Raw genomic sequence first — 23,648 nt, forward strand, 5'->3', positions numbered from 1 at the left:
GCGAAACCGACGCCGGGTGCCGATCCCGCCCGATGCCCGCGGGGTAGAGTTGGGCCAGTCCCCGAACTTCAAGGAGCACGCGTGGAAATCCGCATCGGCATCATCAACACCGGCCGCGAACTGAGCTTCGACACCGGCGTGAGCGCAGACGAGGTCCGCACCCAGGTCACCTCGGCGCTGGAGCAGAACGCCACGCACGTGAGCTTCGCCGATGTGAAGGGCAACTCCTACATCGTCCCCACGGCGAACCTCGCCTACATCGAACTGGGCACCGAGGAATCGCGTCGCGTCGGCTTCGTCGCCTGAGCAGACGATGTACATCCTGCTCGCACTGATCGGCGCGTGTGCCCTGGGCATCGCGGTGCATTTCCTGATCTCCGGGCGCGAGCTGCGCGGAGTGGCGCTCGCGCCCGCCGTCGCGACAGCGGTCTCGGCGATCACCTACACGGGTCTGCAGTGGGCCGGCGTCGGTGAGGACAGCATCTGGCTGTGGCTCGCGAGCGTGCTCGGTGCTCCCGTCGTCGCCGCGCTGGTGACGGTGGCGATCACCGGGATGCGCAAGCGGTCCGATGCCCATGCCAAGGCGGCACTCGGCATCTGACGGGCAACCTAGGACGCGAGGCCCATCGCATCCATCCGGCGCGCGTGCGCGCCCATGAGTTCGGTGTAGACCGGCTCGACGCGCTCGTCGTCGACCTGGAGCAGCTCCGGCCGCAGTGCGGAACGGCAGACCAGGATGGTGTCACCGACGAGGCGCCGCGCCCACATCGACAGCAGGGACCGCCACTCCTCATCGCTCTCGATCGTCTCCTGGATGATCGCGACGATCTCATGGCCGGCGTCGTCTTCGCGGAGGATCTCCGCCACCCGACGACCGGTCTCGCCGTAGCTCGACGCGAGCGCGAGGTAGAAGTCGTCGAGCATCCCGGCGGTGATGTACACGGCGAGGAGCGTCTCCCGCGGTCGCGCACCGATGGTCTTGCGTCGGAAAGCGTCGAGGTTCTCGCGGAACGGCAGCATCACCTGCGTGGGGTCGCCACCGCGCTCGGCGATGACCTCCACGATCCCGCGATGCTTCGTCAACGCCGCCCCGGCCGCACGCGACAGGGACTCCTTCTCGGAAAGCTCGGGGGTCGCCCGGATGAGCCTGGTGAGCGTCTCGAAGTAGCCCAGCTGCAGGTACGCGGCCTGACCGAGGAACCGATCGAGCTCGGGGGCGAGTTCGGCGAAGTCGACCCTCGTCGCATCGCTCTGCTCGCCTCGGCTGCGCAGGGTGAGGATTCGCCGTGGCGCGTCATCGCGCTGCCAGAACCACTTAACCACGAGGTCTTCCTCCTGAGTCCACCACGAGATTCACAATACCCGCGCCGGGCCCTCCTTCCTGGTCCGCACCACCCCTCCGGTAGGCTGGGCGTGTCCCCGCCGTCGGAGCGGGGCCCCGCGCCTGTGGCACAAGAGACGGCGTGGATCCGTTTACGTGGCGATCCCCCAGGGTCGCCGGACAGGCAATCTGAATAAAGTGACAACTTTCGCCGATCTCGGCATCGATCAGGACATCGTCGACGCACTCGCGGCCAAGGGCATCATCGATGCCTTCCCGATCCAGGAGCAGACCATCCCCCTCGGCCTTCCGGGGCAGGACATCATCGGCCAGGCGAAGACCGGAACGGGAAAGACCTTCGGGTTCGGCATCCCCGTCGTCCAGCGCCTCGGCAAGGACCCGGAGCACGGCGTCAAAGCACTCATCGTCGTCCCCACCCGCGAGCTCGCCGTGCAGGTCTACGAAGACATCGACCTGCTCACCAGCAACCGCTCCACCAGCGTCGTCGCCATCTACGGAGGCAAGGCGTACGAGGGTCAGATCGACCAGCTCAAGGCGGGCGCGCAGATCGTGGTCGGCACACCCGGCCGCCTGATCGACCTCGCGGGCCAGCGCCTGCTCGACCTCTCCAACGCGACGGAGGTCGTGCTCGACGAGGCCGACAAGATGCTCGACCTCGGCTTCCTCGCCGACATCGAGAAGATCTTCCAGAAGGTCCCGGCCGTCCGCCACACGCAGCTGTTCTCGGCGACCATGCCCGGCCCGATCGTGGCCCTCGCCCGCCGCTTCATGTCGAACCCGATCCACATCCGCGCCAACGACCCCGACGAGGGCCTCACCCAGGCCAACATCAAGCACCTCGTCTACCGCGCGCACTCGATGGACAAGGACGAGATCATCGCTCGCATCCTGCAGGCCGAGGGCCGCGGCAAGACCGTGATCTTCACGCGCACCAAGCGCGCGGCGCAGCGCCTCGTCGACGAGCTCAACGACCGCGGCTTCAACGTCGGCGGCGTGCACGGCGACATGGGGCAGGACCAGCGCGAGCGCTCGATGGCCGCATTCAAGGCAGGCAAGCGTGACGTTCTCGTCGCGACCGACGTGGCCGCCCGCGGCATCGACGTCGACGACGTGACGCACGTCATCAACCACACCATCCCCGACGAGGACAAGACGTACCTGCACCGCGCCGGCCGCACGGGGCGTGCGGGCAAGACCGGCATCGCCGTCACTTTCGTCGACTGGGAGGACCTGCACAAGTGGGCCCTCATCAACCGGGCGCTCGAGTTCGGTCAGCCGGAGCCTGTCGAGACCTACTCGTCGAGCCCCCACCTGTACGAAGACCTGGACATCCCGCAGGGCACGAAGGGCCGCCTGGTGTCGGCGCCGAAGACCGAATCCGTCAAGACCGAGCGCACCCGTCGGCCCGAGCGTGCCGCGGACGCCGCCGCGGAAGGCACCGACGAGACCGGGACGCGTCGCCGTCGCCGCCGTCGCAACAGCGCGACTCCGGTCGGCTCGACCTTCACCGAAGGCGCGTCGGGGGCCACCACCGGCGAAGGACAGTCCGCTCCGGCCGCAGACCGCAGCGCCGAGGGCGCCGGCACCCACGACGGGGCGGGCAAGGAGCACCACGACGGCAAGCCCGCGCCGGCGCGCCGTCGCCGTCGCCGCCGTGGAGGTTCCGGCGCAGGCGCAGCGCCGGTCACCGGAGCCTGACGCCTCGACCTCTCAGAAGGGCGCGTGCCGGGGACGAAGTCCGCAGCACGCGCCCTTCGTCGCCGCCGCTCAGCGAAGAGAGGCCGCCCGCTCCCCGTGGAGGATCGCCGCAGGAACCTGCGGCGGATAGACCCACGCGACCAGCACGACCGAGATGATCATGAGCAGGAACCACGAACTCAGCTTGCTCGCCGAGACCGGCTGCCATCCCGCCGCCTGATCGGGGTATGCCCATGCTCCTGCCCAGGTGCCGATGTTCTCCGCCAGGTAGATGAAGACGGCGACTCCGACGAACACGACGAGCAGCGGGACCGGATCGTCCGACGCCAGATACGCGCGTGCATCACCGTCGGCAGCCACAGCACGATGACCGCGGCCAGCAGGATCCACCGCGCATCCCACCACCAATGGTGCGCGAAGAAGTTCACGTAGATCGCGATCGCGAGGATCGCCGTCATCCACCGCTGCGGGTATCGCGTGAAGCCGAGGTCGAAGAGCCGGTAGACGCGCACCATGTAGGAGCCGACAGCGGCATACATGAACCCGCTGAACAGCGGTACTCCGCCGATGCGCAGGAAACCGTCCGCGGCATACGCCCAGGAGCCGACATCGGTCTTGAACAGCTCCATCACGGTTCCGGTGAGGTGGAACAGGACGATCACCCACAGCTCTCGTCCGCTCTCCCAACGGAACACGAGCATGGCCACCTGGATGAGCACGGCGGCGATGGTGAGGGCATCGTTGCGCGCGAGCGCCGCATCCGGCGGGTACCAGAACCGTGCCGCGACGATCACGAGCAACAGCGTGGCCCCGAACACGCACGCCCATGCCTGCTTGACCACGAACACCGCGAACTCGATCAGGCCGGCGCGGAAGCCGCTCGTCGGGGCGCCGAGGAGCAGGCGGTGGGCCCACGCATCGACACGGCGTTCCACGGACGTCGCTCGTTGCATGCTCGGAATGTAGCGCTCCCGGTCGACAGGTCACCGGGAGTATCCCGACAGTATCCCGACCGTCAGGGGAAGCGCGGGGCGATGCCGGTGCCCTGCGCCAGGAGGCGGGCGACCATCTCGTCGGACGTCGTGTTCTCCCCCGGACGGTTCGGCTTGCCGCTGCCGTGATAGTCGCTGGACCCTGTGACGATGAGGTCGTGCTTCTGCGCCAGCTCGCGCAGCATCCGCTTGCCCGCTTCGGTGTTCTCGCGGTGATCGACCTCGAAGCCGCCGAGTCCGGCCGCGATCAGCCGCTCGATGTACGGGATGGGCATCATCCGGTCGCGACCCGCGGTGACCGGGTGGGCGATGATCGCCACTCCCCCGGCTTGCGTGATCAGTCGCACCGCGGTCAGCGGGTCCGGGGCGTAGTGCGGTTCGTAGTATCCCTCGCGCGGATGCAGGATCCCGTCGAACGCCTCCGTGCGATCGCGCACGATGCCCCTCGCCACGAGAGCGTCCGCGATGTGAGGGCGCCCGACCGTCGCATCCAGAGCCGTCTGCGCGACCACGTCATCCCAGTGCAGGTCGTAGTCCCGTCCGATGTTGCGCACGATCCGCTCCGCGCGCCCGATCCGATCCCCGCGGATGCGATCGGTCTCGGCCTGCAGAGCCGGGTCTCCGGGATCGAAGAGGTAGCCGAGCACGTGCACGCTGCGCCACTCGTGCTTCGCCGACAGCTCCATCCCGGGGATGAACGTCATGCCGAGCGCGACGGCGGCGTCACCGGCCTCATCCCACCCGGTGGAGCGATCGTGATCGGTGAGCGCCACGGTGCGGATCCCGTGCGCGTGCGCCTGCCTGATGACCTCGGCCGGCGCCTCCGTCCCGTCGGACTGGTTGGAGTGCAGGTGCAGGTCGGCGGGACCGGCGAACCCGGCGGACGGAGAGGCCATCCTCCGAGCGTACCGAGGGCGACGGCCGGTGGGCGCGGAGGCACACGGAAGCGGATGTCGGGGCAGGGACTTCACAGGCGGCGCTCCTAGGCTTGAGGGGATGTTTCGACTACTGGGGATCCTCTTCACCGTCCTGCTCGCGATCGCGACGGCGATCGTCGTGTGGCCGCAGTTCTTCCGTCTCGAGCAGACCTATCCGTTCGCGCAGCTGGTGTCCGCGCGCGGCCTGGTCCTCGGCGGATTCCTGGTGATCGCCGTGCTCGCGCTCCTGCTGCTCTTCGCCCGCCCTCTGCGCGGATTCGCCGCGTCGGTCCTCATCGTCGCGCTGCTGGGTGCGGGGGCGACCGGCGTCATCGGAGCGACCCGCGGCTTCGGCACCACCGAGCTCCCCCAGAAGACGGAGAGCAGCATCCGGGTGCTGACCTGGAACACGGCGGGCGAAGCCGTGTCCGCCGAGGTGATCGCCCAGCAGATCCTCGCTCAGGGCGCCGATGTCGTGGCCCTGCCGGAGACGACCGAGGACGTCGGCGAGCGCATCGCGATCATGTTGCGCGAGCAGGGGCATCCGATGTGGGTCCACCACGTGCAGTTCCGCCCCGATGTCCCCAACGGCCCCCAGTCCTGGCACACCACGGTGCTGGTGGCCCCCGACCTCGGCGAGTACTCGGTGATCGAATCCTCGAAGGACGGCAGCAGCAACACGGGCTCCGTGCCGAGTGTCGTGCTGATGCCGGTCGACGGCTCCGGACCCACGATCGTCGCCGTGCACGCCGTCGCTCCCCGTGTGGAAGAGATGCAGCAGTGGCAGAGCGATCTGCAGTGGATCGCCGATCAGTGTCCGCAGGGCGACTTCATCCTGGCCGGAGACTTCAATGCGACGATCGATCACATGGCGCCCCTCGGAGTGGACGGTGGTGACATCGGATACTGCCGCGATGTCGCGTCGCGCACCGGCAACGGTCTCGCGGGAACCTGGCCGAGCTCGCTCCCGCCCCTCGCCGGGGCGCCGATCGATCACGTGATGGCCTCGCCGAACTGGACACCGACGGGCTCGGTCGTCCTCGGTGATGCCGGGGGCAGCGACCACCGTGCGCTCGTCGTCCAGCTGGAGCCGGCCGGCTGAACTCCCGCAACCCGCCCTGCAGGTGACAGACTGGAGGGATGAGCACCGGAGAACGCGACACGATCGCAGAAGCCACCGTCGAAGCGTCTGTCGAGAACAGCAACACGAACCGCAAGCAGCCTTTCCCGCAGGGGTTCCTCGACACCATCTCGACGGGATGGGCCGAGCGTCCGGAAACCCTTCCCGCTCCGCGTGCGCAGGCACCGTACGCCGCTGTCCGTCGGGCCGCGGTCTCTGCTGCCTTCCCGGGGAAGCGTCTCGTCATCCCCGCAGGATCGCTCAAGCAGCGCAGCAACGACACCGACTACGTCTTCCGGGCCCACTCCGCCTTCGCCCACCTCACGGGATGGGCCGCGGATGCCGAGCCCGACTCGGTCCTGGTCTTCGCGCCGACCGACACGGGGCACGACGTCACCCTCTTCTTCCGCGAGCGCGCCGACCGCACCACGACGGAGTTCTACGCCGACGCCACGATCGGTGAGTTCTGGATCGGCCCACGCCCGTCCCTGGACGGTGTCGCGGCCGACCTGGAGATCGCGACCGCCCATCTCCACGAGCTCGAGGCCGTGGAGGGAGAGCTCGTGCTCGACGAGGACGAGACCCTCACCCGTTTCGTGTCCGAGCTGCGCCTCATCAAGGACGAGTTCGAGATCGCCGAGATGCGCCGTGCCATCGAGATCACCGCGAACGGCTTCGACGACATCGTCCGCGAGCTTCCGTCCGCCGTCGCGCACGCCCGCGGCGAACGTGTCGTGGAGGGTGTCTTCCACCGCCGCGCCCGTGAAGACGGCAACGGCGAGGGCTACGACACGATCGCGGCGTCCGGTCCGCACGCCTGCTACCTGCACTGGACCCGCAACGACGGCACCGTGGCCCCGGGCGATCTGATCCTCGTCGACGCCGGTGTCGAAGCCGACAGCCTGTACACGGCGGACATCACCCGTACGCTGCCCGTCTCGGGAACCTTCACCGAGGTGCAGCGCCGGGTGTATGAGACCGTGCGCGAGGCCGCCGACGCCGCATTCGCCGCTGCACGGGTGGGCGTCCGTTTCCGCGACGTGCATGCGGCCGCCATGAAGGTCATCGCCGCACGCACCGCGGAGTGGGGCCTGCTGCCGGTGACCGCTGACGAGGCGATCGACGCGGACAAGGGCGGCCAGCACCGTCGGTACATGGTGCACGGCACCTCCCACCACCTCGGCATCGACGTGCATGACTGCGCCCAGGCGCGGCGCGAGATGTACTACGACGGCGTCCTGACGCCCGGCATGGTGTTCACGATCGAGCCCGGGCTGTACTTCCAGATCGATGACCTGACGGTGCCCGCAGAGCTCCGTGGCATCGGCGTGCGGATCGAGGACGACATCCTGATGACCGAGGACGGCCCCGTGAACCTCTCGGCCGATATCCCCCGCACGGCCGACGAGGTCGAAGCATGGATCGCCCGGCTCCAGAGCTGACCTCGGCGGATGCACGACGGTGAGCTCGCGCTCGAGACCGAGGTCGCGGCACGGCTGATCACGCGCCGCTTCCCCGAGCTGCGCCGAGAGGAGCTGCGACCGGTCTCGTCCACCGGGACGGTCAACAGGATCATCCGGGTGGGCGACGGCCTTGTCGCCCGCTTCCCGCGCCTCGCGGCATCGGAGCCCACTCTCGCGCGTGAGGCCGCGGCGCTCGATGAGTTGGCCGCAGCGAGTCCGTTCCCCGCCCCGCGCTCCTACGGGATCGCTGCCGCGTCGGAAGAGTTCTACTCGGCCTGGGCCGTCCAGTCCTGGATCGACGGCGAGCCGCCGGGCCCCGTGCGTGCTGCCGCGTCGGAAGCCTTCGCTCACGATCTGGTCGTCCTCATCCGTGCACTGCGCGCGGTCGACGTGCGCGGACGGGTGTTCGACGGGAACGGCCGCGGCGGGAGACTCGGCGACCACGATGAGTGGGTCTCGGAGTGTCTGTCGCGGAGCGCGCACCTGATCGACGTGGCACGCACCGCGAAGCTCTGGGCGGCCCTGTGCGCGCTTCCGCCCGCCGACGCTCCGCTGATGTGCCACCGCGACCTCACGCCGTTCAACCTCCTGGTCATCGAGCGCGACGACGAGGTCCGGCTGGCGGGCGTGCTCGACGGCGGGGACTTCGGACCTGCGGACCCTGCGCTCGACCTCGTCGCCGCCTGGCACCTCCTCGATGCCCCGACACGACGCCTCGTCCGCGACGGTGTCTCCGCCGGCGAGGCCGAGTGGCAGCGGGGTGCCGGGTGGGCCCTGCAACAGGCGCTGGGCCTCGGGTGGTACTACGAGAAGTCGAACCCGCGGATGAGCGCGCTGGGGATCTCCACCGTCCGCCGCGTGCTCGCGGACCCCGAGCTGTCGATGCTCGTCGGCTGAGAGTCAGTCGACAGCATGTCCGAGGGCGAACTCGGCCACGATCGGGGCGAGCGACGCACCGATCTGCTCTGCGGGGAGTTTGCGGCCCTTCACCTCGAACGTGTGCCCGCCGCCCTCGATCCAGACGATCCGGGCTTCTCGACAGGTCGCGACAGCCTGTTCGAACTGCGAGATCGGCTGGATGAAGGGATCGTTCGTCCCCTCCACGAAGAGCTGTGGCACGGTGATCGCGGGCAGGTGCTCGACCCGCGGCTTCTCCGGCCGACCTGGCGGATGAAGGGGATAGCCGAGATAGACGAGTCCGTCCACCCGTAAACCCTCCGCGACCGCCATCGATGCCATGCGTCCGCCGTAGGACTTCCCCGTCGCCCAGATCGTCGCCGCGGGGTCTGATGTGCGCGCGAACGTCGTGACCGCGTTCCAGGTGGCGATCGCATGCGCGGCCGGCCCCGGCATCCGCCGCCCCTGCTGCACGTACGGGAAGTTGAAGCGCAGTGTCGAGAAGCCGATCGCGCGGAGTGCCTCGACGTAGCCGGTGAGGAAGGGATGGTCCTTTCCCGTTCCCGCGCCGTGGGCGACGATCACCGTCGCCCCGTTGTCGCCGCGCGTCCAGTCGGCCGACACGACGGTGGTTCCGTTCGGCAGCGCGACCTGGATCTCGACCATCAGGAGGAACGTCCGGGGATCGTCGTCACGCCCGCTCGCCCGGGGCGTCTTCTGCACCCGGCGTCGCGTCGGGCTCGATCGGTGCGGGCGTCCCGGGCTCGGGCGTGGGCGTACCCGGCTCCGGATCGGCGGCCGGTTCGGCAACGGGGTCTGCCGGCCGCGGCGGGATCACGGGCTCCTCGGGTGCCGGCGCCGTCGCGCCAGGCGTGATCCGTTCTCCGTATCGCGGCGGCTCGTCGAGGTTCACGGGAGGCCGGACCGGAGCGACGCGCGTCGCTCCGAGAACGTCGCGAGCCTTGGCGAGCGAGGCGGCCTGGACGGTGACCTCGTAGTGATCCGCCGCGAACTGCGTGACGCTCGCGAAGTCGCGACGACGCCGGACGATCGCGTAGGTCACGAGACTCAGGAGCATCCCGACCGCGACGCCGATGAGGACGAAGCCGACGAAGAGCTGGATCGGGACCTCCGGGTTGCCGAGCACGAGGATCGCGGAGAGGAACAGGCCGATCAGGACACCGTTGATGGCGCCGGAGCGGGCGGCAGCGGCGTATCCGAGCTTGCCGGTCACGCGCTCGACCGTCCGCACGCTCTGCCCGACGATCGCGATGTCCCGTGCTGGGACCTCCCCGGCGATCAGCTTCGAGACGGTCTTCTGTGCGTTCTCGTAGTCGCGCGTGGAAGCGACGATCTCGCCGGTCTCCGAGCTGTTCGCGGGGCGGTTCAGCATACTCATCCGACTATTCTTCCACGCGCACCGTCAGACCGCCCGAGGCGCGGCCATCCCGCCGATGACCGGGCCCGCCGACTACTCTGGAGGGGTGAGCACACAACGGGTTTTCGCCGCGCGCCTAGCCGGGTGCGCCGTCTTCGATCCCGTCGGCGACCGGCTCGGCAAGGTCCGGGACGTCGTCGTGGTGTACCGAAGTACCGCGGCACCCCGCGTGATCGGTCTCGTGGTCGAGATCCCCGGACGACGACACGTGTTCCTCTCGATCGGCCGCGTCACATCGATCCGCTCCGGTCAGGTCATCACCACCGGACTCATCAACGTGCGACGCTTCTCTCCGCGGGCCGGCGAGGTGCGGGTGCTCGCGGAGCTGCTCGGAAGACGCGTCAGCTTCTCCGACGGCAGCGGTACCGCCGTGATCGAGGATGTGGCGATCGAGCCCAATCGCCTCGGGGAATGGGCCATCAGTCAGCTCTTCCTGCGTCGGCCGAAGACCAGCGCCTCTCCCTTCGCGAAGGGGCCCACGACGTTCGCCGCGTGGAACGAGGTCGCCGAGGAACGCGCGCCGGGCGAATCCCAGTCCGCCGAACAGCTCGTCGCTTCGTACTCCGAGCTGCATGCCGCCGACCTCGCGAACACTCTTCTCGATCTGCCGCAGCAGCGGATGATCGAGGTCGCCGAGGAGCTCTCGGACGACCGCCTCGCCGATGCCCTCGAGGAGATGCCCGAGGACGAGCAGGTGCACATCCTCGACCGGCTCGGCGACGAGCGCGCGGCCGACATCCTCGACCAGATGGAGCCGGATGATGCCGCCGACCTGCTCGCCCAGCTCACCCCGGACCGCCTGGAGCAGCTCCTCGAACTGATGGAGCCCGAGGAGGCCGAGGACGTCAGGATGCTGCTGCGCTACGGCCCGGACACCGCCGGCGGTCTGATGACCCCGGAACCCATCATCCTGTCGGCCGATGCGACCGTCGCCGAGGCCCTGGCTCTGATCCGGCGCCACGAGCTGCACCCGGCGCTGGCCGCGGCCGTGTTCGTGACACTCCCCCCGTTCGAGACGCCCACCGGTCGCCTGCTCGGGCTCGTGCACTTCCAGCGGATGCTGCGCTATCCCCCGCATGAACGACTCGGAGCGATCCTCGATGACAGCCTCGAGCCCGTTCCCGTCACCGCGTCGGCGGCCGAAGTGGCGCGTCTGCTGGCGAGCTACGACCTCGTCTCGTTGCCGGTGATCGACGCAGCCCATCGGCTCGTCGGCGCCATCAGCATCGACGACGTGCTCGACTATCTCCTCCCCGATGACTGGCGTTCACAGGACAGCGACGACATCGCCGCCGCTGCGAAGGAGACGAGCTGATGGCCCGCGAGTCGCGTCTGGACGCGCCGGGACGCAGCACGGCCCGCCCGCGCACCACCTCTCGCGACCGCTTCGGAAGGTTCACCGAGTGGGTCGCGCGGGCGATGGGGACGCCGGCGTTCCTCGTGATCCTCAGCCTGTTCTGCGTGGTCTGGATCGTCTGGAACACCCTGATGCCCGAGCATCTGCGTTTCGATGATGCCGCGCTCGGGTTCACGGCCCTGACGCTCATGCTCTCGTTGCAGGCCTCCTATGCCGCACCGCTGATCCTGCTCGCGCAGAACCGCCAGGACGACCGCGACCGGGTGCAGATCGAGCAGGACCGCCAGCGCGCCGAGCGCAACCTCGCCGACACCGAATACCTGGCCCGCGAGATCGTGGCACTGCGCATGGCGCTCGAGGAGCGCAACTCGCAGACCGTGACCCGAGACGTGCTGCGCCAGGAGCTGAAGACCCTGCTCGCCGAACTCGAGGACACCGACGACAGGGCATCGGGGGGCGCCGCATCGTGACCGAGGCCGACCTCGTCCGCACCGCGGTCTCCGCCGTGACGGACCCGGAGTTGCGTCGACCGATCGGCGAGCTCGACATGGTGCGCGACATCTCCGTCGACGGTGCCCACGCCCAGGTCGGCATCGTGCTGACGATCGTGGGTTGCCCCGCCGCGGCCCGAATCGAAGCCGACGTGCGACAGGCCGCGGCGTCCGTCCCCGGCATCGCTGACGTCGACGTCGAGGTGGGCGTGATGACCCCCGCCGAACGCAAGGCGCTGACCGAGAAGCTGCGCGACGGTCGCCCGGCACGGCACATGCCGTTCGGCCCCGACTCCCTCACCCGCGTGATCCTCGTCTCGAGCGGCAAGGGCGGAGTGGGCAAGTCGACGGTCACCGCCAACCTCGCGGTCGCCCTCGCCGACCAGGGACTCTCGGTCGGACTCGTCGATGCCGACGTGCACGGCTTCTCCATCCCCGGCCTCCTCGGGATCCCGGCCGGGACGCAGCCGACCCGCATCGACGACCTGATGCTGCCACCGGTGGCCCACGGCGTGAAGACGATCTCGATCGGGATGTTCCTGCGCGACGGCGAGTCTGTCGTGGCCTGGCGGGGGCCGATGCTGCATCGCACCGTGTCCCAGTTCCTCACCGACGTCTTCTTCGGCGACCTCGATGTGCTCCTCATCGACATGCCGCCCGGCACGGGCGACATCGCCATCTCGATCGGACAGCTGCTCCCGCACGCCGAAGTCCTCGTCGTGACGACTCCGCAGACCGCTGCCTCCGACGTGGCGATCCGCAGCGGTCTCGTGGCACGGCAGACCGGTCAACAGGTGATCGGCGTGGTCGAGAACATGGCCGCGTACACGCTCCCCGACGGAACCGTGCTGGACCTGTTCGGGTCGGGCGGAGGAGCGGCCGTCGCCGATGCGCTCTCCGAACCGGACGAGGTCGTCCCGCTGCTGGCCTCGATCCCCCTGAGCCCTGCGCTGCGCCAGAGCGGAGACGCCGGCGCGCCCCTCGTCTCGGGGGCAGCCACGGATGCCGCCGCCACCGCGATCCACGACCTCGCTCGCGCGCTCACCCGGCGGGGACGCGGCCTCTCCGGCCGTTCGCTGCCGATGACCGTCGGCGGACCACGCAAGGAAGAGTGACCGATGCCTCCCCGCTCCCTGACGATCGACGAGGGGCTACTGCAGCGGATGGCTCGCGATGCGGCGATCTACTCGCTGACCCGGCCGGCTGCCATCGTCATGTGGGTCGCACTCGCCGGCGCGCTGACGCTCAGCATCCTGAATCTGAGCACCCCCCTGCCCGCGGGCGCAGAACCGCCGTTCGGCGCGGGCTGGATGCCGCTGCTGATCATCGGTCTCGCGGTGTTCGCCGTCGTGATGTCGGTGTCGTCCGCCCGCCAGGCCGTGCGGACGGCGATGCCCGTCGAGACCGTGGTGTGGGCACAGCTCGAAGACGACGTGCTGAGGCTGGGCAGCGGTAGGAGACAGTCGGAGATCGCCTACGGGACGTTCCAGAGCATGCGCGTGGGCAGGGATGCGGTGCTGCTCAAGGTGCGTGGGACGAGCGCGGCGACCGCCATCCCCCGTGCCCTGCTCAGCGACGCGGACATCGCGACCCTGCGCTCACGGATCTCCTGAGAGCCCCTTCGCGCCTGAAGGTCAGGTGGCCTCGGGATCGAACGGGGGGCGGTTCGTCGCGCTGAACTCCTGCGGGGCGGCGCGGGGGGCGATGGGCTCGGCGATCGTCTCCTTGGCCTGTACCGGCGTCGCCGACTGCGGCTCCTCGAACAGGGCGTCGCGGATGATCCGACGCGGGTCGTACTGACGGGGGTCGAGCTTTCGCCAGTCGACGTCGTCGATCTCGGGCCCCATCTCCTGGCGCATCCGACTCTTGGTGTCGCGAAGGTATTCGCCGGCCTTGCGGACCATGCGGGAGAAGCTCTCGGCGGCCCGCGGAAGACGCTCAGGACCGATGATCAGCACCGCGATGAGGCCGATCAGCAGCATCTTCTCGAAGGTGAGCCCGAACGTCATCTCTACAGGCTACCGCCGCGCCTGCGGTCCCCGCGCGCGACGAGCGAATACGCTGGAGGGAATCACCGGGCAGGCAGGGAGAACAGGCCATGAGCGAGCACGACGCGAACGCGCGTTTCCTTCGCGAGTCCATCGTGGAGCCGGACTCCATCGCCCGCGCTCGGGCACATGCGGTCGAGCTGGGCGCGATGCCGGTCAGCACGGTCGTCGGCTCCCAGATCGCCGTGCTCGCCGCCGCGACGGGTGCGCGGTCGATCGTCGAGATCGGCACCGGTGCCGGTGTCTCCGGCCTCTGGCTCCTGCGCGGTGCCCCCCAAGCTGTGCTCACCACGATCGACAACGAGCCCGAGCACCTCGCAGCCGCACGTCAGGCGTTCGCCGATGCGAGGGTCCCCTCCACGAGGGTCCGTTTCATCACGGGACGCGCCATCGACGTGCTGCCTCGGATGAACGAGGCCTCCTATGACATCGTGCTGGTCGACGCCGACCCCGAGCACATCATCGAGTACGTCGAACACGGGCTTCGTCTCGCCCGCACCGGCGGCCTGGTACTGGTCCCCCGCGTCCTCGCCGGCGGCCGCGTCGCCGATCCCGTCCAGCGCGACGAGATCACGTCCGCCTACCGTTCCCTGGTGCAGGAGACGCAGGAATCGTCGGCTGTCCTCGCGACCGTATCCCCTGCCGCCGAAGGCCTGCTGCAGCTCATCAGCCTCCCCGAGCGCGACTGAGCCCTCCGCACGGATCGCTCCCGAAGAGTCCGGAATCGACGAAGGGCGGTGGATCCGAGGATCCACCGCCCTTCCGGATCCGCGGACGCGGATCCGAGATCGATCAGGCCGGTGCCACGACGGCGGCCAGCACGTCGTGAAGCTCCTTGGCCTCTGCGTCGTTCACGGAGACGACCAGTCGGCCGCCGCCTTCGAGTGGAACACGCACGATGATGAGTCGTCCTTCTTTCACGGCCTCCATGGGTCCGTCTCCGGTCCTCGGCTTCATCGCTGCCATCGTGGCTCCCTTTCCTCCGGTGGTATGGGATGAGTTTATCGGGTGTCACCGGGAGCTGGAGGTCACCGAGCAACAATTGGGTCGAGCTTCACGATCACGGCACCTGCCAGAACGTGTTCCCGAGCGCATACATGTGGTAGATCCAGAACCACTGACCGACGAGACACACCGCGAGGATCCCGAGCCTCCAACGCCGTGAGCGCGGGACGGCGACCGCACCCCACATCGGGCTGAGCGGCAGGAGCAGACGGAAGGTGCTCGACTGGGGGAAGAACACCGCGAGCAGGTAGAGCAGGTAACTCGCGCTCCACAGCCGCAGGTCTCCGCCGAGCGCACGGACCTGCGGGGAGTACAGCAGCGTGGCCGCGAGCCCGACGACCAGCAGCGCCAGTGCGATCGGCCCCCACCACTGCGGAAGCCCCCAGAAACCGAACCAGAACTGCGCTGCCTGGACCCAGCCTTCGAACGGGACGAAACCGTCGACACCACCGACGATCCAGTGGCGACGCCATGCGAGTTCGGTGGCGAGGTAGGCGCCGGGGTCGCCGGTGACGATGCCGGCGATCACCTGCCAGGCGAAGCCGGTCACGCTCGCCAGCGCACCGAGCGCGAGAATGTGCGCGATCTCGCGACCGGACAGCGGATCCTCCTTCCGACGAACCCATCGCATGATCCCGTGCAGCCCCAGGTAGAGGGCGAAGGCGAGTACACCGGGGCGGGTGAAGGCCATCACCGGGATGAGCACGTAGAGCCAGGAGTAGCGGTGCGCGGCGGTCGCGTCGAGTGCGAGGAACAGCAGCAGGAGGAAAAGGGTCTCGGCGTAGCCGACCTGGAACATGGCCGCGATGGGCCCGGCGGCGAAGAAGACGACCGCCCAGGTCGCCGCGCCGCTTCCGATGCGGTCACGGAGCAGGCGGTGCAGGGCGAGGCAGGCGAGGTACCCGGCGACGAACGAGATCACGAGAGCGCCGACGCCCCACGAGCCGAACAGGAACCCGACCGTCTTGGCCGCATAGGCGAACACCGGCATGAACGCCCAGGCGTTCTCGGCGACCTCCCCGGAGTCGGTCAGGGGGAGGTCGGTCGGATACCCGTTCTCGGCGACGAGCCAATACCACTGGGCGTCCCAACCGAGGATGAAGTCGACGACGCCCGCGTCTGCACCGAACCGAGAGGCCCCGGTCGACAGGGAGCCCGCCACGAGGAAGAAGGCGGTGGTGACCACCCGCGCACCGAGATAGATGAAGGCGATGCGCAGTGCGAGCGGTGTCTGCGCCCACCGGCGAGCCGCACTCAGCGCGAAGCGAGCCATACGCGCAGGCCCCGCTCCACGGCGTCGATCTGCGCGAGCGGCACGCGCTCCTCGTCGTGGTGCGCGAGGTGCGGGTCGCCCGGGCCGTAGTTCACCGCGGGGATACCGAGGGCCGAGAACCGGGCGACATCCGTCCATCCGTACTTCGGTCGCGGCTCCGCGCCGACAGCAGCCACGAACTGCTTCGCGATCTCGGCGTCGAGCCCGGGGCGCGCACCCTCGGCGGCGTCCGTGATCTCGATGTCGAAGCCCGCGAGAACCCCGCGGAGATGGGACTCGGCGTCCGCAGCCGACTTGTTGGGAGCGAAACGGTAGTTGACCTCGACCTCGCAGGCATCGGGGATGACGTTCCCCGCGACGCCACCCGCGATGCGCACGGCGCTCAGGCTCTCACGGTAGAGCAACCCTTCGACCAGCACCTCCTTGGCGCGATACTCCGCCAGCCGGGTGAGGATGGGCGCGGCACTGTGGATCGCGTTCTCGCCGATCCAGGCGCGGGCACTGTGTGCTCGCACGCCGGTCGTCCGGACGAGCGCTCGGAGGGTGCCGTTGCAGCCCCCCTCCACCTCACCGTTGGACGGCTCTCCGAGGATCGCGAAGTCCGCCTGGAACAGATCGGGACGAACGGCCGCGAGCAGCCCGAGACCGTTCTTGGAGGCTTCGATCTCCTCGTTGTCGTACCACATCCAGGTGATGTCGACGGCGGGAGCGGTGAGCTCGGCCGCGAGTTTCAGCTGCACCGCGGTGCCGGCCTTCATGTCGACCGTGCCGCGTCCCCACAGGTAGGGCACTCCGTCGATCTCGATGTCCCGCGTCGGGAGGTTCGCATTGATCGGCACGGTGTCGATGTGACCGGCGATCGCGACGCGCTGCGCACGGCCGAGGTCGGTGCGGGCGACGATCGTGTTCCCGTGCCGGAAGACCTCGAGATGGGCCAACGGCGAGATCGCGGCCTCGATCGCATCGGCCAGGGTCTTCTCGTCGCCGGAGACGCTCGGGATGTCGCAGATCGCACGAGTGAGTTCGACGGAGGACGCGGTCAGATCGAGCACCATGCGTCCAGCCTACTTACCTCGTCATGCGTGAAGTCGTCGCCGGCCGGGCGCGATAGCGTGGAGGGATGAGCGACGCACGCACGGTATGGGGTATCGGACTGACCACGATCGCCGGGGACGGCACGGTTCTCGATGCCTGGTACCCGGAGGTGCGACGCGGGGAGCCCGTCGCGGATGAGGCGGCCGTCGCCGCACTCGAACCCCTCGTCGGACGCGACGAGCGACGAGACGTCACGGTCGAGGTCGTGCAGCTGCAGATCGACCTCGACGAAGGCCCCGCCTCCACCGCCGACGCGTATCTGCGTCTGCACGCGCTCTCGCACCTCGTGGCGCGTCCCAACGAGCTGAACCTCGACGGCATCTTCGGGCACCTGCCCAACGTCGCCTGGACGAACGCCGGACCGGTGCACCCCGACGTCGCCGCGCGTCGTCGTCCGCACCTCCAGCGCGCGGGCATCCAGGTGCAGGGGCTGGACAAGTTCCCCCGTCTGACCGACTACGTCCAGCCGTCCGGCGTGCGCATCGCCGACGCGTCCCGCGTGCGCCTCGGCGCCTACCTCTCCCCCGGCACGACGGTGATGCACGAGGGCTTCGTCAACTTCAACGCCGGCACTCTCGGTGCCTCGATGGTCGAAGGGCGCATCTCGCAGGGCGTCGTCGTCGGGGACGGCAGCGACATCGGCGGTGGCTCCTCCATCATGGGCACCCTCTCGGGCGGCGGCACGCACCGGGTGTCGATCGGAGCGCGCACGCTCCTCGGCGCCAACGCCGGCATCGGCATCTCGCTCGGCGATGACTGCATCGTCGAAGCGGGTCTCTACGTGACAGCCGGCACCAAGGTCGTGCTCGCCGACGGTCCCGCGACGCCGGATGGCGGGCGGCGGACGGTGAAGGGTGCGGAACTCTCGGGCCAGGACGGACTGCTGTTCCGCCGCAACTCGCTCAGCGGGGCGGTCGAGGCTGTGCGACGGGCGGGCGTCGGAGTGACGCTGAACGAGGCGCTGCACGCCTGATCCGCCGTCGACGACTCGCGCACGCAGCGGGCATGCAGCTGACGGCATGCCCGCGCTGATAGACTGACCTCGTTGCACGGACCGCCGGTCCCACAACATCGTCGTCGTCACGGGGTCTCCGAGGACCGAAGCGAGCGGAACTGCTCCCATCACCAGCATCAGCTGGCCTTTCGAACGGCGAATCGATGCGCAATTCCTGCGCCGTCGCCCACCTCACCCCTTATCTCGCGCCGTTCACTCGTGCGCTGACGGAGTTTCTGCATGTCTACTTTCCTTGAACTCGGCGTTCCCGCCGAGCTCGCAGCCGTTCTCGCCGACTCCGGCAAGACCGAAGCGTTCGCCATCCAGCGCGACACGCTCCCCGACTCGCTTGCCGGACGCGACCTCCTGGGCCGCGGACGCACGGGCAGTGGCAAGACCATCGCCTTCGCGCTCCCGCTCGTCGCGCGACTCGCCGCGTCCGGGGGGCAGCGCCGCGCAGGCCTGCCGCGCGGACTCGTCCTCGCTCCGACCCGAGAGCTCGCAACCCAGATCGCTGCGACGATCGCTCCTCTCGCCGAGGCCGCGGGCCTGCGCGTCACGACCGTCTTCGGCGGCGTCAGCCAGCGTCCGCAGGAGCAGGCGCTGCGTGGCGGCGTCGACATCGTGGTCGCCTGCCCCGGTCGACTCGAGGACCTCATGAAGCAGCAGGTCGTGCGCCTGAGCGCGATCGAGGTCACCGTGCTGGACGAAGCCGACCACATGGCCGACCTCGGCTTCCTCCCCGGTGTCACCCGCATCCTCACGGCGACCCCGGCCGGCGGTCAGCGCCTGCTGTTCAGCGCGACGCTCGACCGCGGCATCGACACTCTGGCCCGCCGCTTCCTCTCGAACGCGGTCAGCCACGAGGTCGATGAGGAGAGCGTGCCCGTCGGCGAGATGACGCACCGTGTGCTCGTGGTCGACTCGACCGACAACAAGACCGCGCTCGTGCGCGACCTCGCATCGGGCACCGGGCGCCGCATCCTCTTCACCCGCACCAAGCACCAGGCGAAGAAGCTCGCGAAACAGCTCACCGCCGCAGGCATCCCCGCGGTCGATCTGCACGGAAACCTCTCGCAGAACGCTCGCGAGCGCAACCTCAGCGCGTTCTCGGCGGCACCGGAGGACGGCGGCGTGCGCGTGCTCGTCGCGACCGACGTCGCTGCGCGCGGAGTGCACGTGGACAACGTGGACCTCGTGGTGCACGTCGAGCCGCCCGTGGAGCACAAGGCGTACCTGCACCGTTCCGGTCGCACGGCGCGCGCCGGAGCCGCCGGTACGGTCGTGACCGTCGTGCTGCCCGAGCAGCGTCGTGACGTCAAGGATCTGCTGCGCAAGGCCGCCATCAGCGCTCCGCTGGAGGACGTGACCACGGCGGCCGTCACCGCTCTCGTCCCCGAGCGCGCACCGCACGTGCGCCCGGCCCCGGTGCAGGCGCCGCAGCAGCAGCGTCAGTCCTCGAAGCAGCGTCCCGCGGGCGGCGAGCGGAACGGGGCGGCGAACCCGCCTTCCCGTCGTCGTCGCCGTCCCCGCTCCGGCGCATCCGGTGCCGGCCAGGGCGGAGGCTACTCCACGCAGAGCGGCCAGTCCCGTCAGGGCGGCGCCCGGGGGCGCTGACGCATCCCGCCCCACCCCTTTTCACGTCGAGGCCACCTCAGCGCGTCGACGCCCCCTCTGACAGTCGTCAGTGTGAGGGGGCGTCGGCGGGCAGAGGGGGCCTCGACCGCTTACGGCCGCGCGCGGCCGAGACTCAGCGGGTCGGGAAAGAGCGCTCCGAGGATCCGGTGTACAGCTGCTGCGGGCGGCCGATCTTGGTCTGCGGGTCGAGCTGCAGCTCACGCCACTGCGCGAGCCAGCCGGGCAGACGTCCGATCGCGAAGAGCACGGTGAACATCCGCGTGGGGAAGCCCATCGCCTTGTAGATCACACCCGTGTAGAAGTCGACGTTCGGGTACAGGCGACGCTCGCGGAAGTAGTCGTCGGCGAGCGCGAGCTCCTCGAGCTCCTTGGCCAGGTCGAGGAGGGGATCGGTGACGCCCAGCGAGGAGAGCACCTCGTCGGCCGCGTCCTTGACGAGCTTGGCGCGCGGATCGTAGTTCTTGTAGACCCGGTGCCCGAAGCCCATCAGCTTCACGCCCTCTTCCTTGTTCTTCACCCGCTCGACGAAGCGCGAAACGCTCTGACCGGAGTCACGGATCTGCCCGAGCATGGTCAGCACAGCCTCGTTCGCGCCGCCGTGAAGGGGGCCGGAGAGAGCCTGGATGCCGGCGGAGATCGATGCGAACTGGTTCGCACCGGTGGAGCCCACGAGGCGGACGGTCGAGGTCGAGGCGTTCTGCTCGTGGTCTTCGTGCAGGATGAGGAGCAGCTCGAGAGCCTTCGACATCACCGGGTTGACCTCGTACTCCTCGCTGTGCACACCGAAGTTCAGCTTCAGGAAGTTGTCCACGAAGCTCAGCGAGTTGTCGGGGTAGAGGAAGGCCTGGCCGACGCTCTTCTTGTGCGCGTACGCCGCGATCACCGGGAGCTTGGCGAGCATGCGCACCATGTTGAGTTCGACGTGCTCGGGGTTGTGCGGGTCGGTCTGACCTTCGTAGTAGGTCGAGAGCGCCGCGACCGCCGACGACAGCACCGACATCGGGTGCGCCGTGTGCGGCAGGGCGGAGAAGAAGCGCTTGAGGTCTTCGTGCAGCAGCGTGTGGCGGCGGATCTTCTCGTCGAACTCCGCGAGCTCGGATGCCGAGGGCAGTTCGCCGTAGATCAGGAGCCAGGCGACCTCGAGATAGCTGGTCGATCCCGCCAGCTGTTCGATCGGGTATCCGCGATAGCGCAGGATGCCCTTGTCGCCGTCGATGAAGGTGATCTCGGACTTCGTCGACGCGGTGTTCACGAAGCCGTAGTCGAGGCCGGTGTAGCCGGTCTGACGGGTCAGCGTCGAGAAGTCGATACTGTCGTGCCCCGCCGTGCCGCGCAGTACCGGGAATTCGGCGGTCGTCTCACCGATCGTCAGCTTCGCCGTCTGGTCTGCCGCTGCACTCACGCGGACCTCCTCCTGGTGTCCGCCCCCGCTCGTCGCGGTGGAGTCGGACATGATCTTGATCAAGTCGGAACTGGCGATCTCACGGCGCTGAGGCACCAGGTCGGGTCACGACCGAATCGCTTTTACAGCCTAGTAGGCACTCCGGCCTACTGTGACATCCGCCAAACAGACGGCCACTTCAAGGGGATAACCTACAGAGCTTCGACAGTGAGGCGTCGCGCAGCCTCGAGGATGCGCTCGGTCGGGGCGGTGAGGGCGAGCCGAACATGCTGCGCGGCGTCGGCACCGTAGAACGGCCCCGGGCCCGCGAGGATGCCGAGCTCAGCGAGCCGCTCCATCGAATCCCAGGCATCCCGTCCCTCCGTCGCCCACAGGTACAGCCCGGCTTCTGAACCATCGATACGGAAGCCGGCCGCTGCGAGCGCAGGACGCAGCGCATCCCGCCGAGCGCGATAGAGCTCCTTCTGCGCCGCGACGTGCGCGTCGTCACCGAGCGCCACCGCCATGGCGTGCTGCACCGGAGCGGGCGGCATCAGGCCGAGGTGCTTGCGCGCCGTGAGGAGGTCGCCGACCACGCGCGCACAGCCTGCGACGAACGCGGCGCGGTAACCGGCGAGGTTCGACTGCTTGCTCAAGGAATACACGCTGAGCAGATTCGCGCGGCTGCCACCGGTCACCCGCGGGTCGAGGATCGACGGAATCGGCGAGGTGGCCCATTCGCCATCCCACCCGAGTTCGGCATAGCACTCGTCGCTCGCGAGCACGGCGCCGAGCTCACGGGCGCGACGCACGGCAGCGGCGAGCTCGTCGACCGTCCAGGTGCGGCCGTCCGGGTTGCCCGGGGTGTTGATCCAGATGAGCTTCGTGCCCTCCGGCCAGTCCGCGGGGTCGTCGGCGGGGAGCGGTGTCGCGCCGACGACGCGGGCGCCGACCTCGTAGGTCGGGTACGCCACTCGGGGGTGCACGACGATGTCGCCCTCCCCCAGACCGAGCAGCGTGGGCAGCAGCGCGACGAATTCCTTGGAGCCGATCGTGGGCAGGACGTTGTCGACGCGGAGGTCGGGCACACCGCGGCGGCGCGCGTACCAGTCGACGATCGCCTCGCGCAGGGTCGGCGTGCCGACCGTCTGCGGATAGGCGTGGGCGTCGGTCGCCTCGGCGAGAGCGCGCCGGATGATGTCGGGAGTCGGATCCACCGGCGAGCCGATGGAGAGATCCACGATCCCTTCCGGGTGTCGGGCCGCACGCTCGCGGAACGGGACGACGGCATCCCAGGGGTAGTCGTCGAGGTCTCGGACGCTCACAGCGCGCGCCTACTCGCCCTGCGGCGGGAGCGCGGCCACGACCGGGTGGTCGAACGCGTAGACGCCGACCTTCGCCGCGCCTCCGGGAGATCCGATCTCGTCGAAGAACTCGACGTTGGCCTTGTAGTAGTCCTGCCACTCGTCGGGCAGGTCATCCTCGTAGTAGATGGCTTCCACCGGGCACACCGGCTCACAGGCGCCGCAGTCCACGCACTCGTCGGGATGGATGTACAGCGAGCGTTCGCCCTCGTAGATGCAGTCAACGGGGCACTCGTCGATGCAGGCTCGGTCCTTGACATCGACGCACGGGAGGGCGATCACATACGTCACCGCTCCAGTCTACGACTCGCGCGCCTCGGATTCCTGCGCGGCGGGTGCCTCCGTGCGCACGGGGGCACCCGAGAAGGAGGGCCAGGCGACGACCAGGAGCACGATTCCCGCGACGACGTACGTCCAGATCTGACCGCTCAGCGAGTCCGGCACGACCACGGACCCGCCGGGACCCACGCCGGAGATCAGCACCAGCATCCCGATCATCCCCAGTCCGGCGGCGACCGCTGCCCCTCGGTCGTGGGTGAGCGCGCGCACGGCGACGAGGATCGCTGCGCACGCGATCGCAGCGACGATCAGTCCGATCGGGACGGGCCCCCACATCACACTGTGGGCGATGGTGCCCGCCACGCCGTAGACGCCGCCCACCAGGGCCGCAGCCACCCAGGACAGCACTCTCGACAACCAGCTCACGCGCACCCGTTGAGCTTACCGGCGCCGGCGGTGTGCCGACGAGATCCGGGGTTCACGATGCGAGGCCGAAGACGCGCAGCAGGGCCGCCACCAGTGCAGCAGCCACCACGACGACGAGGAACGACTGCCGCAACCACAGGAGTCCCCCGGCGACCAGCAGAGCGGGCACACGCGCATCGACCATGATGGCCTGTCCGTCACCGAGGGTCTGCACGGCGACGAGCGCCGCGAGGAGGGCCACGGTCAGCAGATCGGAGATCCGGGCGACGCGGGGCTCTTCGAGTACCGAAGACGGCACGAGATAGCCGGCCGCCTTCATGGCGAGACAGATCACCGCCGCGAGGAGGATCGCGCTCCAGAGGCTCATGAGGGGGCCTCCGCGCCATCCAGCGGCTCGTCGGCCGGCGACACGGGTCGTCCGAGCCAGTTG

General features: G+C 69.1%; 26 protein-coding genes and 1 pseudogene. 13 read left to right on the forward strand and 14 right to left on the reverse strand.

Annotated elements, in window-relative coordinates:
• Nucleotides 1-81 precede the first annotated feature (81 nt).
• Both L978_RS10780 and L978_RS10785 read left to right on the forward strand, forming a co-directional pair.
• On the forward strand, nucleotides 82-306 hold the full coding sequence (locus tag L978_RS10780; RefSeq protein ID WP_047523055.1) for a DUF3107 domain-containing protein: 225 nt from the start codon (nucleotides 82-84) through the stop codon (nucleotides 304-306).
• A gap of 7 nt (nucleotides 307-313) precedes the next feature.
• Complete coding sequence (locus L978_RS10785; RefSeq protein ID WP_047523056.1) at nucleotides 314-601, forward strand: hypothetical protein; 288 nt, start codon at nucleotides 314-316, stop codon at nucleotides 599-601.
• 8 nt (nucleotides 602-609) lie between these two features.
• Here the strand turns inward: L978_RS10785 and L978_RS10790 are convergent, their stop codons facing one another.
• Nucleotides 610-1,323 (reverse strand): ferritin-like fold-containing protein, encoded by a 714-nt coding sequence (locus L978_RS10790; protein ID WP_047523057.1) that lies wholly within the window; start codon nucleotides 1,321-1,323, stop codon nucleotides 610-612.
• 196 nt (nucleotides 1,324-1,519) lie between these two features.
• Here L978_RS10790 and L978_RS10795 point away from each other — a divergent pair, with 196 nt between their 5' ends.
• Complete coding sequence (locus L978_RS10795; protein ID WP_047523058.1) at nucleotides 1,520-3,040, forward strand: DEAD/DEAH box helicase; 1,521 nt, start codon at nucleotides 1,520-1,522, stop codon at nucleotides 3,038-3,040.
• Between the two features lie 69 nt (nucleotides 3,041-3,109).
• Here L978_RS10795 and L978_RS10800 read toward each other — a convergent pair.
• A pseudogene (locus L978_RS10800) lies at nucleotides 3,110-3,993 on the reverse strand (DUF817 domain-containing protein).
• A 62-nt stretch (nucleotides 3,994-4,055) separates the two neighbouring features.
• On the reverse strand, nucleotides 4,056-4,928 hold the full coding sequence (locus L978_RS10805; protein ID WP_047523059.1) for a PHP domain-containing protein: 873 nt from the start codon (nucleotides 4,926-4,928) through the stop codon (nucleotides 4,056-4,058).
• A gap of 100 nt (nucleotides 4,929-5,028) precedes the next feature.
• Between L978_RS10805 and L978_RS10810 the strand changes: the two genes are divergently transcribed.
• Genes L978_RS10810 through L978_RS10820 form a run of 3 tightly spaced genes read left to right on the forward strand, consistent with a single transcriptional unit; the run spans nucleotide 5,029 to nucleotide 8,429 of the window.
• The gene (locus tag L978_RS10810; protein WP_047523060.1) at nucleotides 5,029-6,051 is read left to right on the forward strand and encodes an endonuclease/exonuclease/phosphatase family protein; all 1,023 of its coding nucleotides are present in this window, start codon (nucleotides 5,029-5,031) and stop codon (nucleotides 6,049-6,051) included.
• A 38-nt stretch (nucleotides 6,052-6,089) separates the two neighbouring features.
• Nucleotides 6,090-7,511 carry an aminopeptidase P family protein gene (locus tag L978_RS10815; RefSeq protein ID WP_047523061.1) on the forward strand — a complete coding sequence of 474 codons (1,422 nt, stop codon included), beginning with the start codon at nucleotides 6,090-6,092 and terminating at the stop codon, nucleotides 7,509-7,511.
• Between the two features lie 9 nt (nucleotides 7,512-7,520).
• On the forward strand, nucleotides 7,521-8,429 hold the full coding sequence (locus L978_RS10820; protein ID WP_047523062.1) for a phosphotransferase: 909 nt from the start codon (nucleotides 7,521-7,523) through the stop codon (nucleotides 8,427-8,429).
• A 3-nt stretch (nucleotides 8,430-8,432) separates the two neighbouring features.
• Here the strand turns inward: L978_RS10820 and L978_RS10825 are convergent, their stop codons facing one another.
• Together L978_RS10825 and L978_RS10830 are read right to left on the reverse strand one after the other, a co-directional pair.
• Nucleotides 8,433-9,095 (reverse strand): alpha/beta family hydrolase, encoded by a 663-nt coding sequence (locus L978_RS10825; RefSeq protein ID WP_047523095.1) that lies wholly within the window; start codon nucleotides 9,093-9,095, stop codon nucleotides 8,433-8,435.
• A 25-nt stretch (nucleotides 9,096-9,120) separates the two neighbouring features.
• Nucleotides 9,121-9,828 (reverse strand): general stress protein, encoded by a 708-nt coding sequence (locus L978_RS10830; protein WP_047523063.1) that lies wholly within the window; start codon nucleotides 9,826-9,828, stop codon nucleotides 9,121-9,123.
• A gap of 85 nt (nucleotides 9,829-9,913) precedes the next feature.
• Between L978_RS10830 and L978_RS10835 the strand changes: the two genes are divergently transcribed.
• Genes L978_RS10835 through L978_RS10850 form a run of 4 tightly spaced genes read left to right on the forward strand, consistent with a single transcriptional unit; the run spans nucleotide 9,914 to nucleotide 13,328 of the window.
• On the forward strand, nucleotides 9,914-11,182 hold the full coding sequence (locus L978_RS10835) for a magnesium transporter MgtE N-terminal domain-containing protein (protein WP_047523064.1): 1,269 nt from the start codon (nucleotides 9,914-9,916) through the stop codon (nucleotides 11,180-11,182).
• A complete protein-coding gene (locus L978_RS10840; protein ID WP_047523065.1) occupies nucleotides 11,182-11,694 on the forward strand; it encodes a DUF1003 domain-containing protein in 513 nt (170 codons plus the stop codon). The genes L978_RS10835 and L978_RS10840 overlap by 1 nt, the downstream gene beginning before the upstream one ends.
• The gene (locus L978_RS10845) at nucleotides 11,691-12,830 is read left to right on the forward strand and encodes an Mrp/NBP35 family ATP-binding protein (RefSeq protein ID WP_047523066.1); all 1,140 of its coding nucleotides are present in this window, start codon (nucleotides 11,691-11,693) and stop codon (nucleotides 12,828-12,830) included. The genes L978_RS10840 and L978_RS10845 overlap by 4 nt, the downstream gene beginning before the upstream one ends.
• A gap of 3 nt (nucleotides 12,831-12,833) precedes the next feature.
• Nucleotides 12,834-13,328 carry a hypothetical protein gene (locus L978_RS10850; RefSeq protein ID WP_047523067.1) on the forward strand — a complete coding sequence of 165 codons (495 nt, stop codon included), beginning with the start codon at nucleotides 12,834-12,836 and terminating at the stop codon, nucleotides 13,326-13,328.
• 21 nt (nucleotides 13,329-13,349) lie between these two features.
• On the opposite strand, the gene L978_RS10855 is transcribed toward L978_RS10850, so the two are convergent.
• A complete protein-coding gene (locus L978_RS10855; protein ID WP_047523068.1) occupies nucleotides 13,350-13,724 on the reverse strand; it encodes a twin-arginine translocase TatA/TatE family subunit in 375 nt (124 codons plus the stop codon).
• Between the two features lie 89 nt (nucleotides 13,725-13,813).
• On the opposite strand from L978_RS10855, the gene L978_RS10860 reads away from it, so the two are divergent.
• Nucleotides 13,814-14,452 carry an O-methyltransferase gene (locus L978_RS10860; RefSeq protein WP_047523069.1) on the forward strand — a complete coding sequence of 213 codons (639 nt, stop codon included), beginning with the start codon at nucleotides 13,814-13,816 and terminating at the stop codon, nucleotides 14,450-14,452.
• A gap of 103 nt (nucleotides 14,453-14,555) precedes the next feature.
• On the opposite strand, the gene L978_RS18580 is transcribed toward L978_RS10860, so the two are convergent.
• The 3 genes from L978_RS18580 to dapE all read right to left on the reverse strand — a co-directional run bounded on the left by L978_RS18580 (nucleotide 14,556) and on the right by dapE (nucleotide 17,096).
• Entirely contained in the window at nucleotides 14,556-14,729 is a 174-nt protein-coding gene (locus L978_RS18580; RefSeq protein WP_017203323.1) for a DUF3117 domain-containing protein, read from the reverse strand.
• A gap of 94 nt (nucleotides 14,730-14,823) precedes the next feature.
• Entirely contained in the window at nucleotides 14,824-16,041 is a 1,218-nt protein-coding gene (locus tag L978_RS10865) for a hypothetical protein (protein ID WP_047523070.1), read from the reverse strand.
• Entirely contained in the window at nucleotides 16,023-17,096 is a 1,074-nt protein-coding gene (gene dapE, locus L978_RS10870) for a succinyl-diaminopimelate desuccinylase (protein ID WP_047523071.1), read from the reverse strand. Before dapE ends, L978_RS10865 begins: the two co-directional genes overlap by 19 nt.
• Nucleotides 17,097-17,161: 65 nt before the next feature.
• Between dapE and dapD the strand changes: the two genes are divergently transcribed.
• Nucleotides 17,162-18,109, forward strand: a complete 948-nt coding sequence (dapD, locus tag L978_RS10875) for a 2,3,4,5-tetrahydropyridine-2,6-dicarboxylate N-succinyltransferase (protein ID WP_047523072.1) — start codon at nucleotides 17,162-17,164, stop codon at nucleotides 18,107-18,109.
• Between the two features lie 261 nt (nucleotides 18,110-18,370).
• Nucleotides 18,371-19,747: a DEAD/DEAH box helicase gene (locus L978_RS10880; protein ID WP_047523073.1), complete on the forward strand. Its 1,377-nt coding sequence runs from the start codon at nucleotides 18,371-18,373 to the stop codon at nucleotides 19,745-19,747.
• Nucleotides 19,748-19,880: 133 nt separating this feature from the next.
• Here L978_RS10880 and L978_RS10885 read toward each other — a convergent pair whose 3' ends face one another.
• The 5 genes from L978_RS10885 to L978_RS10905 form a co-directional block, all read right to left on the reverse strand.
• A complete protein-coding gene (locus L978_RS10885; protein WP_372491360.1) occupies nucleotides 19,881-21,221 on the reverse strand; it encodes a citrate synthase in 1,341 nt (446 codons plus the stop codon).
• A gap of 140 nt (nucleotides 21,222-21,361) precedes the next feature.
• Nucleotides 21,362-22,474, reverse strand: coding sequence for a succinyldiaminopimelate transaminase (gene dapC, locus L978_RS10890; RefSeq protein ID WP_047523074.1), 1,113 nt, complete (start codon nucleotides 22,472-22,474; stop codon nucleotides 21,362-21,364).
• A gap of 9 nt (nucleotides 22,475-22,483) precedes the next feature.
• A complete protein-coding gene (fdxA, locus tag L978_RS10895; protein ID WP_047523075.1) occupies nucleotides 22,484-22,804 on the reverse strand; it encodes a ferredoxin in 321 nt (106 codons plus the stop codon).
• Nucleotides 22,805-22,813: 9 nt separating this feature from the next.
• Nucleotides 22,814-23,218: a histidinol dehydrogenase gene (locus L978_RS10900; RefSeq protein ID WP_231555044.1), complete on the reverse strand. Its 405-nt coding sequence runs from the start codon at nucleotides 23,216-23,218 to the stop codon at nucleotides 22,814-22,816.
• Between the two features lie 52 nt (nucleotides 23,219-23,270).
• A complete protein-coding gene (locus L978_RS10905) occupies nucleotides 23,271-23,585 on the reverse strand; it encodes an AzlD domain-containing protein (RefSeq protein WP_047523077.1) in 315 nt (104 codons plus the stop codon).
• Nucleotides 23,586-23,648: the final 63 nt, after the last annotated feature.

The sequence above is a fragment of the Microbacterium sp. ZOR0019 genome (assembly GCF_000800925.1).
Taxonomy (GTDB): domain Bacteria; phylum Actinomycetota; class Actinomycetes; order Actinomycetales; family Microbacteriaceae; genus Microbacterium; species Microbacterium aurugineum.